The sequence below is a fragment of the Enterobacter sp. 2VL genome (assembly GCF_005503595.1).
GTDB classification, from domain to species: Bacteria; Pseudomonadota; Gammaproteobacteria; order Enterobacterales; family Enterobacteriaceae; genus Enterobacter; species Enterobacter cancerogenus.
Genome location: NZ_SCNE01000001.1, coordinates 77,493 through 95,826 on the forward strand (window position 1 = coordinate 77,493; position 18,334 = coordinate 95,826).

General features: G+C 57.7%; 17 protein-coding genes and 1 other RNA gene. 8 read left to right on the plus strand and 10 right to left on the minus strand.

From position 1 onward, the window contains the following. From ihfA to selO, 7 genes are all read left to right on the plus strand, one after another. Nucleotides 1-300, plus strand: a complete 300-nt coding sequence (ihfA, locus tag FFS28_RS00400; protein WP_003857805.1) for an integration host factor subunit alpha — start codon at nt 1-3, stop codon at nt 298-300. 102 nt (nt 301-402) lie between these two features. Then, nucleotides 403-1,383, plus strand: a complete 981-nt coding sequence (gene btuC, locus FFS28_RS00405; protein WP_137848887.1) for a vitamin B12 ABC transporter permease BtuC — start codon at nt 403-405, stop codon at nt 1,381-1,383. 33 nt (nt 1,384-1,416) lie between these two features. Then, on the plus strand, nt 1,417-1,968 hold the full coding sequence (locus FFS28_RS00410; RefSeq protein WP_137272046.1) for a glutathione peroxidase: 552 nt from the start codon (nt 1,417-1,419) through the stop codon (nt 1,966-1,968). Continuing rightward, entirely contained in the window at nt 1,968-2,723 is a 756-nt protein-coding gene (btuD, locus tag FFS28_RS00415) for a vitamin B12 ABC transporter ATP-binding protein BtuD (RefSeq protein ID WP_137848433.1), read from the plus strand. The genes FFS28_RS00410 and btuD overlap by 1 nt, the downstream gene beginning before the upstream one ends. Nucleotides 2,724-2,797: 74 nt before the next feature. After that, a complete protein-coding gene (locus FFS28_RS00420; RefSeq protein WP_058608977.1) occupies nt 2,798-3,262 on the plus strand; it encodes a C40 family peptidase in 465 nt (154 codons plus the stop codon). A 293-nt stretch (nt 3,263-3,555) separates the two neighbouring features. Continuing rightward, complete coding sequence (locus FFS28_RS00425) at nt 3,556-4,266, plus strand: EAL domain-containing protein (RefSeq protein WP_006174869.1); 711 nt, start codon at nt 3,556-3,558, stop codon at nt 4,264-4,266. A 64-nt stretch (nt 4,267-4,330) separates the two neighbouring features. Beyond that, nucleotides 4,331-5,773, plus strand: coding sequence for a protein adenylyltransferase SelO (selO, locus tag FFS28_RS00430; protein WP_137848434.1), 1,443 nt, complete (start codon nt 4,331-4,333; stop codon nt 5,771-5,773). Here selO and FFS28_RS00435 read toward each other — a convergent pair. The 8 genes from FFS28_RS00435 to ppsR all read right to left on the minus strand — a co-directional run bounded on the left by FFS28_RS00435 (nt 5,770) and on the right by ppsR (nt 13,940). Then, nucleotides 5,770-6,549 (minus strand): heme ABC transporter ATP-binding protein, encoded by a 780-nt coding sequence (locus FFS28_RS00435; protein WP_137848435.1) that lies wholly within the window; start codon nt 6,547-6,549, stop codon nt 5,770-5,772. The genes selO and FFS28_RS00435 overlap by 4 nt on opposite strands. Continuing rightward, nucleotides 6,542-7,534, minus strand: coding sequence for a FecCD family ABC transporter permease (locus FFS28_RS00440; RefSeq protein WP_058608974.1), 993 nt, complete (start codon nt 7,532-7,534; stop codon nt 6,542-6,544). Before FFS28_RS00440 ends, FFS28_RS00435 begins: the two co-directional genes overlap by 8 nt. After that, nucleotides 7,534-8,355 carry a heme/hemin ABC transporter substrate-binding protein gene (locus FFS28_RS00445; RefSeq protein WP_137848436.1) on the minus strand — a complete coding sequence of 274 codons (822 nt, stop codon included), beginning with the start codon at nt 8,353-8,355 and terminating at the stop codon, nt 7,534-7,536. Before FFS28_RS00445 ends, FFS28_RS00440 begins: the two co-directional genes overlap by 1 nt. Further along, the gene (chuS, locus tag FFS28_RS00450) at nt 8,352-9,380 is read right to left on the minus strand and encodes a hematinate-forming heme oxygenase ChuS (RefSeq protein ID WP_137848437.1); all 1,029 of its coding nucleotides are present in this window, start codon (nt 9,378-9,380) and stop codon (nt 8,352-8,354) included. The genes FFS28_RS00445 and chuS overlap by 4 nt, the downstream gene beginning before the upstream one ends. Before the next feature lie 45 nt (nt 9,381-9,425). After that, the gene (locus tag FFS28_RS00455) at nt 9,426-11,414 is read right to left on the minus strand and encodes a TonB-dependent hemoglobin/transferrin/lactoferrin family receptor (RefSeq protein WP_137848438.1); all 1,989 of its coding nucleotides are present in this window, start codon (nt 11,412-11,414) and stop codon (nt 9,426-9,428) included. A 75-nt stretch (nt 11,415-11,489) separates the two neighbouring features. After that, nucleotides 11,490-11,678, minus strand: a complete 189-nt coding sequence (hemP, locus tag FFS28_RS00460; RefSeq protein WP_137848439.1) for a hemin uptake protein HemP — start codon at nt 11,676-11,678, stop codon at nt 11,490-11,492. Nucleotides 11,679-11,908: 230 nt separating this feature from the next. Then, a complete protein-coding gene (gene aroH, locus FFS28_RS00465; protein WP_137848440.1) occupies nt 11,909-12,955 on the minus strand; it encodes a 3-deoxy-7-phosphoheptulonate synthase AroH in 1,047 nt (348 codons plus the stop codon). Nucleotides 12,956-13,106: 151 nt separating this feature from the next. Beyond that, the gene (gene ppsR / locus FFS28_RS00470; RefSeq protein WP_006174879.1) at nt 13,107-13,940 is read right to left on the minus strand and encodes a posphoenolpyruvate synthetase regulatory kinase/phosphorylase PpsR; all 834 of its coding nucleotides are present in this window, start codon (nt 13,938-13,940) and stop codon (nt 13,107-13,109) included. Between the two features lie 335 nt (nt 13,941-14,275). On the opposite strand from ppsR, the gene ppsA reads away from it, so the two are divergent. Beyond that, nucleotides 14,276-16,654, plus strand: coding sequence for a phosphoenolpyruvate synthase (gene ppsA / locus FFS28_RS00475; RefSeq protein ID WP_137848441.1), 2,379 nt, complete (start codon nt 14,276-14,278; stop codon nt 16,652-16,654). A gap of 70 nt (nt 16,655-16,724) precedes the next feature. Here the strand turns inward: ppsA and rprA are convergent. After that, nucleotides 16,725-16,832: antisense sRNA RprA (rprA, locus tag FFS28_RS00480), an RNA gene on the minus strand. Nucleotides 16,833-17,034: 202 nt separating this feature from the next. Next, entirely contained in the window at nt 17,035-18,150 is a 1,116-nt protein-coding gene (ydiK, locus tag FFS28_RS00485; protein WP_006174881.1) for an AI-2E family transporter YdiK, read from the minus strand. Nucleotides 18,151-18,334: the final 184 nt, after the last annotated feature.

Genomic DNA, 18,334 nt, shown 5'->3' on the forward strand with positions numbered 1-18,334 from the left:
ATGGCGCTTACAAAAGCTGAAATGTCAGAATATCTGTTTGATAAGCTTGGGCTTAGCAAACGGGATGCTAAAGAGCTGGTAGAGCTGTTTTTCGAAGAGATCCGTCGTGCTCTGGAAAATGGTGAGCAGGTAAAACTCTCCGGCTTTGGCAATTTTGATTTGCGAGACAAAAACCAACGTCCGGGCCGAAACCCGAAGACGGGGGAAGATATTCCCATTACAGCCCGCCGCGTGGTGACCTTCAGACCCGGACAGAAGTTAAAAAGCCGTGTCGAAAACGCAACGCCCAAAGCAGAGTAATATGAACTAACTAAAAAGGCCGCTTCTGCGGCCTTTTTTCTTTGTGCAATTGATTAAATCCGCCGTAAAATCAATATCATTACACGTTGATAACACATGCCTATGCTTGATTTCGCCCGCCAACAGTACCGCTCCGATATCCGCCGTCTGCTTCTGCTGGTGCTGCTGCTGACTGCCGCTACGGTCGTCAGTCTGTGCGCAGGAGACCGCTGGCTGGCACCACAAAGCTGGTTTAGCCCGGACGGGCAGCTCTTCGTCTGGCAAATCCGCCTGCCGCGAACGCTGGCGGTGATCCTCGTCGGCGGCGCGCTGGCGTTATGCGGCACTATGATGCAGGCGCTGTTCGAAAACCCGTTAGCTGAGCCGGGGCTTCTGGGCGTCTCTAATGGCGCGGGCGTGGGGCTGATTGCAGCCGTCATGTTGGGCGGGGGCGAACTGTCTGGCTGGGGAATTAGCCTGAGCGCCATTCTCGGTGCCTTGCTGATCACCGTCATTCTGCTGCGCTTCGCGCGGCGGCACCTTTCGACCAGCCGATTACTGCTTGCCGGGGTCGCGCTGGGGATCATCTGTAGCGCGCTGATGACCTGGGCGGTCTACTTTTCCACCTCCTTTGATTTACGCCAGCTGATGTACTGGATGATGGGCGGTTTCGGCGGCGTTGACTGGCGTCAGGGCTGGTTGATGCTCCTGCTTATCCCGGTCATGCTCTGGGCGTGCGTCCAGTCGCAGCCGCTGAATATGCTGGCGCTGGGCGAAACCTCAGCCCGCCAGCTTGGAATGTCGCTTGGACTCTGGCGCAACGTGCTGGTGGTGGCTATTGGCTGGATGGTGGGCGTGAGCGTCGCGCTGGCCGGGGCAATTGGCTTTATCGGGCTGGTTATCCCGCACATGCTGCGTCTGTGCGGCATAACGGACCATCGAACGCTGCTTCCTGCCTCGGCCCTTGCCGGGGCGACCACGCTGCTGGTGGCCGATATCATCGCCCGTCTTGCCCTGACGGCAGCCGAACTGCCGATTGGTGTCGTCACCGCAACGCTGGGCGCGCCGGTCTTTATCTGGCTACTATTAAAAGCCGGACGTTAAAACACTACCCGTAAGACAACCTGAGGGAATGCTATGCAGTCTGATATTCTGAACACCGAAGTGACCACCATTGATGGCGAGAAAACCACGCTGGAACGTTATAAAGGCAAGGTTTTGCTGCTGGTAAATGTGGCGTCAAAATGCGGCCTCACTCCGCAGTACGAGCAGTTGGAGAACATTCAGAAAGCCTGGGAGAAAGACGGCTTTGTCGTGCTGGGCTTCCCGTGCAACCAGTTCCTGGGCCAGGAGCCGGGTAGCGAAGAAGAGATCAAAACGTTTTGCAGCACCACCTACGGTGTGACCTTCCCGATGTTCAGCAAGATTGACGTAAATGGCGAAAATCGTCATCCGCTGTATGCCAAACTGATCGCCGCCGCGCCGACGGCAGTCGCCCCTGAAGAGAGTGGTTTCTACGAACGCATGGCCAGCAAAGGGCGTGCGCCGCTGTATCCGGATGACATTCTGTGGAACTTTGAGAAGTTCCTGGTAGGGCGTGACGGGCAGGTTGTCCAGCGCTTTTCACCGGATATGACCCCTGAAGATCCGATCGTCATGGAGTCAATTAAGCTGGCGCTGGCAAAATAATGACCGTGCTGATGCAGCTCACAGACGTCGCCGAGAAGGGACGCCTGGCGCCCATTACCGCATCCGTCAACGCAGGCGAAATCCTGCATCTTGTCGGGCCGAATGGCGCGGGCAAAAGCACGTTGCTGGCGCGGATGGCGGGGCTGACCTCGGGCAGCGGGACGCTCTCGCTGCTGGACTGTGCGCTGTCTGAATGGTCGCCGGCTGCGCTGGCGTACCGGCGGAGCTATCTGGTTCAGCAGCAGGTGCCGCCGTTTGCGATGCCCGTATGGCACTATCTGATGCTGCATCTGCATGATAAACAGCACGCGGCGCTGGTCGAGGCTGTCGCCGCGGCGCTTGGGTTAGAGGATAAACTCAGCCGCCATGCCAGCCAGCTCTCGGGCGGAGAGTGGCAGCGCGTACGCCTGGCCGCGGTGATCGTGCAGATCCATCCCGAAGGGAACCCGCACGGGCGTCTACTGCTTCTGGATGAGCCGATGAGCGGTCTGGATGTGGCCCAGCAGTCTGCGCTGGACAGTTTGCTAAGCGCGCTCTCCCGTCAAGGTATCGCCATCGTGATGAGCAGCCATGATCTGAACCATACCCTGCGTCATGCGCATCGGGTGTGGTTATTATCGCAGGGCAAAACCATCGCCTGCGGCGCTCGCGACAGCGTGTTAACGCCGCCTAACCTGGCAAAAGCCTATAATATGTCGTTTCGACGCCTGGATATCGAAGGGCATAAGATGCTCATTTCGACCGCGCAGGCGTAAGCGTTTCTTGCGTCGCGGCGCGATTGCACGCTAAATTACGGAAACAACAATAAAAGCAGAGGAATCGTCTGAAAATGCGAGTGTGGTTTCTCCTTGTGGCGACGTTAATTCTTGCGGGATGCAGCAGCCACCGCGCGCCTCCGCCGAATCCGCGGCTGTCGGATTCCATCACGGTGATTGCAAGCCTGAACGACCAGCTAAGCAACTGGCGTGGTACGCCGTATCGTTACGGTGGCATGAGCCGGGGCGGGGTGGATTGCTCGGGGTTTGTCCTGATGACGTATCGCGATAAGTTTGATTTGCGGCTGCCGCGCGAAACGCGCAAGCAGGCTGAAATCGGAACGGAAATTGATAAAGACGATCTGCTTCCGGGCGATTTGGTCTTTTTCAAAACCGGATCGGGGGAAAGTGGTCTCCACGTTGGTATCTATGATACCGATAACCAGTTTATTCACGCCTCGACCAGCCGCGGCGTAATGCGCTCCTCGCTGGATAATGTTTACTGGCGTAAAAACTTTTGGCAGGCGCGACGTATTTAGTCACGCCAGGCAACGACGTTAAGACGGCATGGTAACTAATAAGCCATGCCGTTTTTACTGAAAAAAGATGATTAAAGTTAAATTTACACCGTGTGAATTATGTCCGTATGTGTCTGTTTTATCTAAAACTGGCTATTAACCAACAACCAGGATAAGATTATTTAAGATTCAGGGATAAATCTGAAAATTAATACGGATCGAATGAAATTAAACTTATTAAAATCAATACAGTGGAATTGTGTCGGCAATTGCTCCAGGATGTCCTCTTTCATCTTTAACGCGGGGCGAGCGCAATGATAATCACGCTAGATAATGCCTACCAGTCTGAACTTTTACTTTTGCCTGCCCGGAATAGTGCAGGGGAACTTAAAGGTTTAGAGGTGTTGGTTAACTTCGTTGGCGTGGGCTCAGACGTGCGTATCCCTACTGAACTGGTTATCCCGCGCCTTTCAGCGGCCGATGAACTGGCGCTTTTTCATGAAAAACTGCAATTGCTCGATACCTGTAAACTGTTTTTTATTCAGCATCAGTTAATTGCATGGATCAATATTACACCTGCAATTGTTGAGTTTTTATTAACTGACGGAAACAGTGTTTCATTACTTGAGCGCTACCCCTTTCTGGAGTTTACCGTTAATGAGAACTATCCCGGTTTAAATAACGGAAAGGACAATCTCAATCTGGCGAGAATGGCGATTCGTTTCCCGCTGGTGCTGTCGAACTTCGGCGCGGGGGCTGCCACCCTCAAAGCGATTTACGATGGATTGTTTAAACGGGTCACCCTTGATAAAGGCTTTATTCAGCAGCGTGCGTTTGAACTCTCCTTCGAGCCATTTATGCGCGCGATCCTCTGGCAAATAACGCCGCACTGCCAGTCGGTAATGGTTGCCGGAATTGACGATCACGGTCTGTTACAACGCGTTCTTTCATTTAATTTCGGTGCCATGCAGGGCAGCCTGTGGCCAGCCGTAACGGCAGAGCACGTCACGACGCTCGTTCAGTGATAACCCTTTTCTTCGCCCGTGTTTAATTCCCGGTAAAACCTCTACACTAAAAGCAGGAGGACCTATGACCCTGTCTTTTACCGCACACTGGCACGATGAATTGCCCGGCTTCTATACCGCTCTCAATCCCACTCCGTTAGATAACGCCCGTCTGATCTGGCATAACGAGACGCTGGCGGATTCGCTTGCGATCCCCCCGGCATTATTCGAGCCGTCCGAAGGGGCAGGCGTGTGGGGCGGCGAAACGCTTTTGCCGGGTATGCGACCGCTTGCGCAAGTCTATAGTGGACATCAGTTTGGCGTCTGGGCAGGGCAACTCGGCGATGGCCGTGGGATCCTGCTCGGCGAACAACAGCTCCCCAACGGCGAAACCGTAGACTGGCACCTCAAAGGGGCTGGCCTGACGCCTTATTCGCGTATGGGCGATGGGCGCGCCGTGCTGCGTTCAACCATTCGCGAAAGCCTGGCCTCAGAAGCGATGCATGCCCTGGGTATTCCGACGTCGCGGGCGCTGTCGATTGTCACCAGCGATACGCCCGTTTCACGAGAAACGATTGAGCAGGGGGCGATGCTCATCCGCGTTGCCCAAAGCCATCTGCGTTTCGGCCATTTCGAACATTTTTACTATCGCCGCGAGCCGGAAAAGGTTCGCCAGCTTGCCGATTTCGCCCTTCGCCACCACTGGCCGCATCTGCAGGACGAGGCGGACAAATACCTTTTATGGTTCCGCGATATTGTCGCCCGCACCGCGTCGATGATTGCGCGCTGGCAGACCGTCGGTTTCGCGCATGGCGTAATGAACACCGACAATATGTCCCTGCTGGGGCTGACCTTTGATTACGGGCCTTTTGGTTTCCTCGATGATTATCAGCCGGGCTACATCTGTAACCATTCGGATTACCAGGGTCGCTACAGCTTTGATAATCAGCCTGCCGTCGGGCTGTGGAATCTCCAGCGTCTGGCGCAGTCGCTGTCGCCGTTTATCGACGTGGAAGGCCTGAACGATGCGCTCGATAGTTACCAGGAAGTACTGTTGCGGGAGTATGGTTCCCTGATGCGCAGCAAGCTGGGGCTGCTGACGCAGGAGAAAGGGGATAACGCGCTTCTCAATACCCTGTTCTCCCTGATGGCCCGCGAGGGGAGCGACTACACCCGCACCTTCAGAATGCTGGGCCAGACCGAGCAGCAGAGCGCCGCCTCACCGCTACGCGATGAGTTCATTGACCGACAGGCCTTTGATGACTGGTTCACCGCTTACCGCACGCGCCTGCAGCGTGAGCAGATTGATGACGCCACCCGTCAGGAAAAGATGAACGCGGTTAACCCGGCGATGGTGCTGCGCAACTGGCTGGCTCAGCGGGCGATTGAGCAGGCAGAACAGGGGCAGTATGACGAACTGCACCGCTTGCATGCTGCGCTACGCACGCCGTTTGCCGACAGGGAGGATGATTACGTCAGCCGCCCGCCGGACTGGGGCAAGCGGCTGGAAGTGAGCTGCTCAAGCTAAGGGGCAAGAAAAACCTGCGGCGCGGCGTGAGCCGGGTGCTGGCCGACGTGAACCTGCGCGCCATACCAGTGGGCCAGCGCATCGGCCTGCAGAACCTGCTCCGGCGTGCCGTTGGCCACAATGTGCCCGTTGTGCAAAAGCAAAATCCTGTCCGCCCAGAGTGCCGCCAGATTGAGATCGTGCAGCACCACGCAAACGTGGAGATGGCCCTTGTCGGTCAGCGACTTCAGCAGCCTGAGTAGATGCTGCTGGTGGTAGAGATCGAGCGCCGAGGTTGGTTCATCAAGAAAAAGCCAGCCGCGAGGCGCACCGTCTTGCCAGAGTTGCGCCAGCGCGCGCGCAAGCTGGACGCGCTGCTGCTCGCCGCCGGAGAGAGCGTTGTACTGTCTTCCGGCCAGTGGCAGACAGCCGGTCAACGCCATCACCTGATGAATAATTGCCGGTTCCGGCTGGCGACTCCACGGCGCGCGTCCCATCCCGATAACGGCCTCAACGGGCCAGTCGAAGCCGAGCTGAGTATGCTGGCGCATCACCGCGCGATAGCGCGACAAGGTGTCCGGCGCCCATTCGCTCAACGCTTTTCCCGCCAGAAAACAGCTGCCACTAACGGGTTTCAGGTAACCCGTTAGCAGCCGCAGTAACGTGGATTTCCCCGCGCCATTCGGGCCAATCAGGGCCACCAGTTCGCCCTTTGACAGCGTGAGCGAAACGTCTTTGATAAGCGTGCGCCCCGCGAGCGTACAGCTCACATTTTCAGCGCAATACCGTTCAGCCATGTCGGCCTCCCCGACGAAAGATTAGCCACAGGAACCAGGGGGCACCGATAAGGCTGGTCAGCAACCCGACCGGCATTTCCGCGGGCGCGACCAGCGTGCGTGCCACCGTATCCGCCACCAGCAGCAACAGCGCGCCAGCCAGCACCGAGCCGGGAAGGGTCGCCCGATGATCCGCGCCCAGCCACATGCGCATCAGGTGCGGGACGACCAGCCCGACAAAGCCAATAACGCCGCTGACGGCAACGGCCGCAGCCACCAGCAGCGCGCTGCACAGAAGTAAAATCCGCTGCACCACCACGACATCCACCCCCAGATAGTGCGCCTCTTCCTCACCCAACTGGAGCAGGTTGAGCGCGCTGGCGAGACGCCAGATAATCAGCACCGTCGGCACCATCAGCGAGGTGACGGCCAGCAGCGTTGACCACTGCGCCTGACCGAGGCTGCCCATGCCCCAGAGTGACAGCTGGCGAAGCTGCGCGTCGTTGCTAAGCCATGAGAGGACGCCCACCGCGGCACCGCATAAGGCATTTATCGCAATTCCCACCAGCAGCAGACGCGACAGCGAACTGTCACGCTGCTGGCTGAGCACAAAGATCACCACCGTCGCCGCCAGCGCGCCAAGAAAGGCCGCCAGCATGGGGGCATACAGCATGACCAGCGCGGGCAGCGAAAGCGGGATGACCACCCACAGGGCAACGGCCAGCGCCGCGCCGCTGCTGATCCCGAGCAGGCCGGGGTCCGCCAGCGGATTACGAAACAGCCCCTGCATCACGCAGCCCGCCAGCGCCAGAGAGCCGCCGATCGTCAGGGCCAGCAGCACGCGCGGCAGTCGAATGGTCAGCCAGATCTGACGCAGCGCCTCATCGCTGCTGTTCCACAGCAGGCTTACCGGCAGACGCAACGCGCCAAAGCCTGTTGCCATGAGGGTCATCACGGCGAGAAAGAGGGCCATTCCCCACAGCGACAGGGTTATCCGGCGGGTCATCAGGGCAATTGCTCCGCTTTGGCGCGCAGCTGCTGGATGGCCTGTGGCGTGCGCACGCTAAAGCCCAGCAGCGCCATATCATCAATGGCCAGCACCTGCCTGCCGCGTCCCGCCGGGGTCTGTGCCAGACCCGGCAGCTTCCAGAGATTCTCTTCCCCGCCCAGCGCTTTTATGCCGTCCTGGGAGATGACCACCAGGTCGGGCTGGCTGGCGATGGTACCCTCCTGCGAGAGCGGCTGGTAGCGGGTGAAGCCCTGCATCGCATTCTGCAGCCCCGCCGCCCGGATAGCCGCATCCGCGCCGGTCTGCTGTCCGGCTGCCATGGCGGTCATCCCGCCGTGGTTGAGAATAAACAGCACCCGTTTGTTGAGCGGTGAAGCGGGCAGCGCCGCCAGTTCCGCGCGCAGCGTGTTGCGCAAGGTTTCCCCCTGCGCCTCACGGTGGGTGGCTTCGGCAACGACGCGAATCTTTTCGTCGATGACATCAAGCGTATTTCGGGCGGGCACGTTGACGACCCTGACGTGACTCTGCGCAACCTGTTCGAGCGCCAGAGAAGGCTGCGCCTGCGTGCTCGCCAGAACCAGCGTCGGGCGCACGGATAAAATGCCTTCGGCGTTAAGCTGGCGCAAATACCCCACGTCGGGCAGACGCGTCGCCGCCTGCGGCCAGCGGCTGGTGCTGTCGCGTGCCACCAGCGAAGATCCTGCGTCAAGGGCGTAAACAATCTCCGTGACGTCGCCACCGAGCGTGACGATTTTCTCCGGCGTGGCGGCAAAGGTCACCCACGGCAGGATGCCAAGCAGGGCAAACCATTTTTTCATGCGGCCAGTCCTTTCGGCGTCAGGGCGTCAATCTGGCTGCGCCACTGGCTCTGCTCCGGCTCACCTTCGGTGCGTTGGCCATACAGTTGGGCGATTTGCGTGCCGTCGGCGGCGAACAGCTCCAGGCTGGTGACGTGGCCGTCTGCGGTTGGTTTACGCGTCACCCAGGTTTCGGCGACGGTCTCTTCCAGCAGATGCAGGGTAAAGGCCTTATTGAAAATGTTCAGCCAGCCTTTCATCGGCACCAGCTTTTCTACCACGCCGGTGAAGATCTGCACGCAGCCGCGGTTGCCCACGAACACCATGATTTCATTGCCGTCCTGACGCGCGGTTTCCAGCAGCTTCGCCAGCGCACCGTTGTCCACCTTACAGGCGAGGTCGTCGCCCACCAGGCGGAAGGCCTGCTGGCGGCTGAGGCTGTGACGCTTAAGCAGGCTGAAGAACTGATGCACGTCGGTCATGGCGCGCCACTCTTTGTCTACCGTGTCTGCGTCGGCATGTTCAGCGTGCGCAGGTGTTTCGGCCGGTTTTAACGCCAGCGGCGGGTTATCGGCAATGATGAAGCGCGTCAGCACGTCGCCCCAGGCGCTGACATCGGTATTGTCGGTGGTGTACACCTTGAGCAGGGCGTCGCCCTGATGGTCAAAGAACTGAATGCTCTGGCGCTCGCCGCGTGCCGTGGCTTCGCTAACGTGAAACACGCTTGCCCACTGATTGAGGAACAGGCGGAGATCCAGCGCGCGCGGGTTCAGCACCAGCCCGGCGTGGCCGTTGAGATGCTGGTTAGTAAACGCGCCCACCTGCTCGTGCACAGCGTATTCGTTGCGGCAGATACACTTGGTTTCACCCACGGCTTCCAGCGCGCCTAAAATCTCGCGGGTTTCACCGCGCAATCGCCAGGCGTCGTGGCCCACGCGGGCAAAGGTCAGCTCCGCTTCGCTGATGTTCATCAAGCCTGCGATGTCACGTGCGTACTTACCCGGGTTTTGTTCTTTTAGCTCAAGCCAGCGTGTGTAGTGATTCATTATCTTTTCCTTCCAGATTCTTGCCCCGGTGAACCGGGGCGGGGATTACCACTGATAGCTTACAAAAATCTTGCCGTTACGGCCGTCCTGCGGGATGCCCTGCGGTGACCAGTACTCTTTATCGAAGGCGTTGCCCAGCACCAGTGTGGTGGTCACGCCTTTGAACTGTTCCTGGCCCTGATAGCTGACGTAGAAATCGTTAACCGCATAGCCCGGCTGCTTGCTGTAGCTGCTGCTGATGTGGGTTGAGCGATCGACAAAGGTGCCGATCCAGCCCACGGAGAAGCCGCTTTGTGCCACCGGAATGTCGAGCTTGCTGGTGACGGTGTCCGGGTTAATGCTGGAGATATACTCGCCCGTATCGGTGTCTTTACCCCGCGTGCGGTTGTAGGCCACGTCAAGGTTGAAGAGATTGGCCGAGTACTTCGCCATCACGTCCCAGCCCCAGATTTTGGCGTTAGGTACGTTATAGGACATGGTGGTGGCCGCCGCAAAATCGACGGTGGTAGAGATGTAGTCTTTGGCTTTGGTATCGAAGTAGCTGGCTTTGAACTCCAGCGCATCGTTGGCGAGCATCAGATCGTCAAAGCGCAGGCCAAAACCATACTCCTGGGTTTCGTTAGTTTCCGGGCGCAGGTTGGGGTTTGGCACCCAGTAGTTAGTGTAGAAGCTGCCGATGGAGAAATGTTTGGAGTCGTTGTACATCTCGCCCATCGTCGGCGCGCGGAAGGCCTGCGCCCAGGAGCCAAACAGCATCAGCCAGTCGGCAGGGCTGACGGTTAACCCGGCACGGGAGGACCACTTATCGGCATCCACATCGTCGTAGCCGTTGCTGCTGCCGCGATAGTTATCGTAACGGGTACCGCCGAGCAGGGTAACGGGCAGGTCGCGCAGGGTGATTTCGTCCTGCAGCCAGCCGGAGCTGAAGTCAATTTTCGCCTCCGGGAAGCCGGTGGTCGCGCCGCCCGGAGTCTGCTCCTGACGGTAATATTCACCGCCATAGGTCAGCAGGTGAGAGGCAAAGGAGTCGCTGAACAGGCGGGTACGGTTTTCGACTTTTCCGCCTTTGGTCGTCTGCTTGCGGAACTCACCGGTTCCGTCGATGTTCTGGGCGTTGATGCGCGCTTCGGACCAGTAGAGCTTCGCATCGGCGTTCAGCCAGTCGTTGCCCGGCGGCGCAATGTTATACCCGAGCTGGGCATCGCGCTGGATGGTGGAGCGGTTGGTCATCGGGTTACTGCTGTCGCTCGCGTCGGTGGTCTGCGGGTTTTTCGGCTCCTGCGCATTGTTGTTGTAGTAGCGCAGGGAGCCGCTCAGCGTCTGGGCCGGATCTATTTTCCAGCTGCCTTTCGCCAGCATGTTGTTGATCGACTCATCATTGGGGGCCGTTGCGCCGTCGCTCTGACGAATGTCGCCGCGGTCGCGGCTGGACCATGAGACTACGCCGTCCAGGGTATCGGTGCGGCCAAAGGCGCTCGCCCCCATACCGAGGCTGTGATCGCCCGTCGCACCGGTACCAAACACGCGATAGCCGCTGTTTTTGCCCGGCTCCAGCAGGTCTTTAGCATCAACGGTGTCATAGGAGATCACGCCGCCCAACGCGCCGCTGCCGTACAGCAGGGCCGACGGACCGCGAACCACTTCGATACGCTTAATCAGCGCCGGGTCCAGGAAGGTGCTGTTCAGGTGGCCGGTGTCGGTCCCCTGACGGACGCCGTCTACCAGTACCAGCACGCCGCGGCGGTCGTAGCCGCGCAGGTTTACATCCTGGCCGTTTGTGCGCCCGCTGCCATCCAGCGTCAGGCCAGGCACTTTGCGCAGCAGGTCGGCGGCTGAGCTGGCGGTCTGGTTTTCCGGCGCTGAGGCGTCAATCACGCTGACCATCATCGGGGCTTCAAAGGTGCTTCGGGCGTTGCCCGTAGCGGTAACGGTAATATCTTCTGCTGCAGCAGCAAACGCGGTGCCCGGAAGCGCACTGGCAATCGCCAGCGCCAGGAGGGAAGGGCATAAAGACGCGGAACGCGGGTGTGGCATAGCAACTCTCCATTAAGAATCGAAAGCGCTGGCTGCCTGGGGATCACCTGGGTGGCTGGCGTATTTTTGTTTACTTTATTTCGTGAGGATCAGTTTTCCGGCATTCGTCTGGCGCAGCAGGTAGAGCTGGCCGTCATGCTCGATAATCACCCGCCCTTCATCGCCGAGCAGCATTTTGCTGTCAATGCGGCGATCGGCGGTGGCGGGGGACGGTGCTGTGTGGTTTTTTACTGGCGTTGCCGCGCTATTATCCGTACGTGACATAGTGTTTATAAATAACAATCAATGTAACAATGATAATCATTATCAATAAACTGCAAATTTACGGCAAGCGTTTTTGTGAAAATATTGTGACGGGATCAAATTTGGGGTGGGAAGAGGGATGGTGCGGTCTGGTGCCCTCACCCCGGCCCTCTCCCATGGGGAGAGGGAGAAAACATTAAAAAAGGCAACTACGTTGCCTTTTTGCTTTTAACTTGCTACCCGGCATAGCCTCAGAAGCGGCTGTCCACTGCCGCCGCCAGTTTCTCCACCAGCAGCTCGCTGTCTTCCCAGCTCAGGCACGGATCGGTAATCGACTGGCCGTAAACCATCTGCTGACCGGCAAGGATTTTCTGGGTGCCTTCTTTGATGAAGCTTTCAGCCATAATGCCCGCCACGGCGGTCGAACCGCTGCGGATCTGCTGGCAGATCTCATCGCAGACGTCGAGCTGGCGGCGGTGCTGTTTCTGGCAGTTGCCGTGGCTGAAATCCACCACCAGGTGCTCAGGCAGGTCAAATTCTGCCAGCGTCTCGCAGGCGGCGGCAATATCCTCCGCGTGGTAGTTCGGTTTTTTACCGCCGCGCATGATGATATGGCCGTATGGGTTGCCGCTGGTCTGGTAGATGGTCATGTGCCCGTTCTTATCCGGGGAGAGGAACATGTGGCTGGCACGCGATGCGCGAATGGCGTCAACCGCGATACGGGTGTTACCGTCGGTCCCATTTTTAAAGCCCACCGGGCAGGAGAGCGCGGAGGCCATCTCGCGGTGGATCTGGCTTTCGGTGGTACGCGCGCCAATCGCGCCCCAGCTGATGAGATCGGCGATAAACTGCCCGGTCACCATATCCAGAAACTCGGTGGCGGTCGGTACGCCCAGCTCGTTCACCTGCAGCAGCAGTTTGCGCGCCAGCTCAATGCCGTGATTAACGCGGTAGCTCCCGTTAAGGTCAGGGTCGGAAATCAGCCCCTTCCAGCCCACCACGGTGCGCGGCTTTTCAAAGTAGGTACGCATCACAATCTCGAGGCGATGCTGATACTTCTCACGCAGCCCCTGCAGACGTTTTGCGTAGTCCATGGCGGCATCAAGGTCGTGGATAGAGCACGGGCCAATTACCACCAGAAGGCGCTTGTCTTCACCGTTGAGGATTTTTTCAATGCGTCGGCGCGAGGCGGTGACATGGTCAGCCACGCCTGCGGAAACGGGATGGCGCTGTGCCAGTTCAGCCGGTGTGACCAGGCTATCAATGCGCGCCGTACGGAGTTCGTCGGTTTTATTCATGGAATATCTCAGAAATTTTTGCTTCATCGGCAGACTACCGGGAAGTGATGGGCATCACCTTAAACCAATCCCCGCTGATTTCAAGTTCGGGGCGAGGCCGCCCCGACGATGCGGCTGATGATACCCGAATCCGTGATAATGTACTAGCATATTAGTACATGCGGCGATTCAGCCCCATGATATCGAGGATTTTGGTGGCAATCTCTTCCACCGAATAGTTAGTGCTGTTCAGCCACGGGATCTGGTTTTTGCGGTACAGGGCTTCAACCTCGGAGACTTCCATCCGGCACTGACGCATCGACGCGTAGCGGCTGTTTTCGCGGCGCTCCTCGCGAATGGCCGCCAGCCGTTCCGGGTTAATGGTCAGGCCAAAAAGCTTATGCTGGAGCGGCTTGAGCGCGGCGGGTAGCACCAGGTTATCCATATCGTCGGCAATAAAGGGGTAGTTCGCCGCCCGGATGCCAAACTGCATCGCCAGATAGAGGCTGGTCGGCGTTTTGCCGCAGCGCGACACGCCAAGCAGGATCACCTGCGCCTGATCGAGGTTGCGCATTGAAATCCCATCGTCGTGGGCGAGGGTGTAATCGATAGCCGCGATGCGCGCGTCGTATTTGATCAGGTTCCCGGGGTTCAGCCCGTGGGTGCGATGCGCGACAGGCGTCGGGTCCAGCTGCAGTTCACTCTGAAGCGGGGCAACCAGCGCCTGCACAATATCCTGGCAGAAGCCTTCACTTTGCAGAATGATGGCGCGGATCTCGGGGATGACAATCGAATAGAAGACCAGCGGGCGAATGCCGGTTTGCTGGAAAATGGCGTCAATCTGGTCCTTCACCGCTTTGGCCCGGCTCTCATTTTCCACGAACGGCAGCGTGATGCTGTTAATCGATACGGGGAATTGCGACATCACCGCATGGCCTAACACCTCGGCGGTGATCGCCGTACCATCAGAAATATAAAAAACGTGGCGATCAACAGCATTATCCATTTTATTCACCCTGAAGTGCGTACGTAATTGCCTGAAAGCATAAATTAAAAAAGTTAATTGCACAGCAAAGAACTTGTCCTAAATATAAATGAAATGGTGTTTTTAATTTTCCTGAAAAGTGGATTTCATTTTTCAAATAGCGGCTTTATTTCTATGGTTTTTCAGTGAATCTATAGGAATCATCGGGTTAGTAGCCGGGTGGAAACTGTCCTAAAAGTTGAAAATTTAAATTGCTTACACGATTCACCGTTTTTTTAGCGCAAACAATTATGCCAGTATAAATACGTAGTCAGGCGTTTCTTACTCCGATCAAATATCACAAAAGGATTGTTTCGATGTCCAACAATGGCTCGTCACCGCTGGTGCTTTGGTATAACCAACTCGGCATGAATGATGTAGACAGAGTTGGAGGCAAAAATGCCTCCCTGGGTGAAATGATTACAAACCTGTCCGGCATGGGTGTCTCAGTGCCAAACGGGTTTGCCACAACGGCCGATGCGTTTAACCTGTTTTTAGACCAGAGCGGCGTGAACCAGCGCATTTACGACCTGCTGGATAAAACGGATATTGATGATGTTACTGAGCTTGCCAAAGCCGGGTCTCAAATCCGCCAGTGGATTATCGACACACCTTTCCAGCCGGAACTGGAAAAAGCCATTCACGATGCCTATAACCAGCTCTCCGCGGATGATGCGCAGGCCTCGTTTGCCGTGCGTTCTTCTGCTACTGCGGAAGATATGCCGGATGCCTCGTTCGCCGGACAGCAGGAGACCTTCCTGAACGTCCAGGGCTACGACGCGGTGCTGGTGGCGGTGAAGCACGTATTTGCTTCCCTGTTCAACGACCGCGCAATCTCCTACCGCGTGCATCAGGGCTATGACCACCGCGGCGTGGCGCTTTCCGCTGGCGTACAGCGTATGGTGCGCTCCGATGTGGGTTCTTCCGGCGTGATGTTCTCTATCGATACTGAATCCGGTTTTGACCAGGTGGTGTTTATCACCTCCGCGTGGGGGCTGGGTGAGATGGTGGTGCAGGGTGCCGTGAACCCTGATGAATTCTACGTTCACAAACCTACCCTGGTCGCCAACCGTCCGGCGGTGGTGCGCCGCACCATGGGATCGAAAAAAATCCGCATGATCTATGCCCCGACACAGGAGCATGGCAAGCAGGTAAAAATTGAGGATGTGCCGCAGGAGCAGCGCGACCGTTTCTCCCTGACCGATGCCGAAGTGGAAGAGCTGGCGAAACAGGCCGTGCAGATTGAAAAACACTACGGTCGCCCGATGGATATTGAATGGGCGAAAGACGGCCATACCGGCAAGCTTTTTATCGTGCAGGCGCGCCCGGAAACCGTGCGTTCCCGCGGCCAGGTGATGGAACGTTACACGCTGCACGCCCAGGGCAAAATCGTGGCCGAAGGCCGCGCCATCGGCCACCGTATCGGTGCCGGCCCGGTGAAGGTGATCCACGACATCAGCGAGATGAACCGTATTGAGCCGGGTGACGTACTGGTCACCGACATGACCGACCCGGACTGGGAACCGATCATGAAGAAGGCGGCAGCCATCGTCACTAACCGCGGCGGGCGCACCTGCCACGCGGCGATCATCGCCCGCGAGCTGGGGATCCCGGCGGTAGTGGGCTGTGGTGATGCCACCGAGCGCATGAAGGACGGCGAAAACGTGACCGTCTCCTGTGCGGAAGGGGATACCGGCTATGTGTACGCCGATATTCTCGACTTCAGCGTGAAAAGTTCCAGCGTCGATACCATGCCGGACCTGCCGCTGAAGATCATGATGAACGTCGGTAACCCTGACCGCGCGTTCGACTTCGCCTGCCTGCCGAACGAAGGGGTTGGCCTGGCGCGTCTGGAATTTATCATCAACCGGATGATTGGCGTACACCCGCGCGCACTGCTGGAGTTTGACGAGCAGGACGCGAAACTGCAGAACGAAATCCGCGAGATGATGAAAGGCTATGATTCGCCGAAAGAGTTCTACGTGGGTCGTCTGACCGAGGGGATCGCGACGCTGGGCGCGGCGTTCTATCCGAAACGCGTCATCGTGCGTCTGTCTGACTTTAAGTCCAACGAATACGCCAACCTGGTGGGCGGCGAGCGCTACGAGCCAGAGGAAGAGAACCCGATGCTGGGCTTCCGTGGCGCCGGACGCTACGTGTCCGAGAGCTTCCGCGACTGCTTTGCGCTGGAGTGTGACGCGGTGAAACGCGTGCGCAACGACATGGGGCTGACCAACGTCGAGATCATGATTCCGTTCGTGCGTACCGTGGATCAGGCGAAGGCGGTGGTGGACGAGCTGGCGCGCCAGGGGCTGAAGCGCGGCGAGAACGGGCTGAAGATTATCATGATGTGTGAGATCCCATCCAACGCCCTGCTGGCTGAGCAGTTCCTCGAGCATTTCGACGGCTTCTCTATCGGTTCAAACGACATGACGCAGCTGGCGCTGGGTCTTGACCGTGACTCGGGCGTGGTTTCCGAGCTGTTCGATGAACGTAACGAGGCGGTGAAAGCGCTGCTGTCGATGTCCATTCGTGCGGCGAAGAAGCAGGGGAAATATGTCGGGATTTGCGGGCAAGGGCCTTCTGACCACGAAGATTTTGCCGCCTGGCTGATGGAGGAGGGCATTGACAGCCTTTCCCTGAACCCGGACACCGTGGTACAGACCTGGCTGAGCCTGGCGGAACTGAATAAGTAATATTGCTTGTGTCATCAAGCCGGGGCGCTAACCACTCCCCGGCTTTTTTTATGCCTTGCGCGTACGCAGGACAAAAAAAAGCCCATCGTGGGAGATGGGCAAAGACTACACACAGCAATTCGTTGTTTCACTCAGGGGATTTCCATGCTTATAAATCAAGGTGTTGATTTATAACCGTGTCCTAATAGTAGGCATCTCAACTTTTAGCGTCGATCAGATTCCTCTCAATAGTTAAAGAGAAGTAAAGATTTCGCATGTTTAATTGCAGATGGGCGGGATATACGGCGGGTCTGACCAGTGGGCAGAGAATAAATAGTTTAGCGTTGTTTAACTATTCGAAGAGCAGGCCGGGTAAGCGAAGGCGCCACCCGGCAACAGATTTACTGCGTATTCTTATCTTCCAGCGCTTCCAGTTCGCTCAGGATCGCGTCCGGGTCGGTGCCCGGCGGTGGAATTTCATGCACCCAGGCGGAGAACAGACGCCAGGTCACGGCCAGCAGAACCGGGCCAATAAACAGGCCGATCATCCCGAAGGCAATCAGCCCGCCGATCACGCCGGACAAAATCAAAATTAGCGGTAAATCGGCACCCATGCGGATCAATATCGGGCGGATGACGTTATCCATGGTCCCGACCACGCAGCTCCACACCAGCAGGACGGTGCCCCAGGTGGTATCGCCCGTCCAGTAAAGCCAGATGATGCTCGGCACCAGCACCAGCAAAGGGCCCAGTTGCGCAAGGCAGGTCATCAACATCACCACGGTAAAGACGGTGGCATACGGCACGCCGGAGACAGCAAGGCCGATGCCGCCGAGGATCGCCTGCACCAGCGCGGTAACCACCACGCCAAGCGCGACAGCGCGGACGGCCTGAGCGGCCAGCAGCACGGCGGCGTCGCCGCGTTTACCGGCGAGGCGGGTCGCGAAGTGGCGTACGCCGAGCGCAACCTGCTCACCGCGCCAGTACAGCAGGGCGCTGAACACCAGCATCAATGCACAGTGCATCATAAAGCGACCGATATGTGCCGCCTGGCCGACAAACCAGGTGGTCGTGGTGCCGATGTATGGGCGAACTTTTGCCATCAGGGCGCTGCCGCCCATCTCCAGCAGACCGTGCCAGCCGCTGTAGAGCTTTGCGCCAATCACCGGAATGCTGTTGAGCCACGCGAGGTCCGGCAGCGTCATGTCGCCGCTGCTCACGGCGCGGATCACCGGGCCGCTGGAATCAACGAGGCTGTTCACCAGCAGGGCAATCGGAATAATAAAGAGCAGGAACAACAGCAGGGTCATCACCAGAACGGCTAAAGCGCGGCGACCAAACAGCATCTTCTGCAGACGCAACAGCAGCGGCCAGGTGGCGACAACGACGGTCCCGGCCCATGCAAACCCGAGAATAAACGGCTGAACAATCCACAGACACGCAATGATCATAAGTGCCAGAAACAGCACCGAAAGCAATATTTGCGCAACATCCCTGGGCTGACGAAGATTGACCATAAACGAAACTTTCCTTTTTAGAACGCCAGAACGGCTGGCGGGAACATAAACCGCGTATCACTAATCATTAGTGATTTCAGCGATTTTTGACAGGCGGATTCTGCCTGTAATTCACCAGAGCACATAAGAAAAAAATGTGATAAAACTTTCCAGACACAACGCAAACGATTTCACACCTCTTATT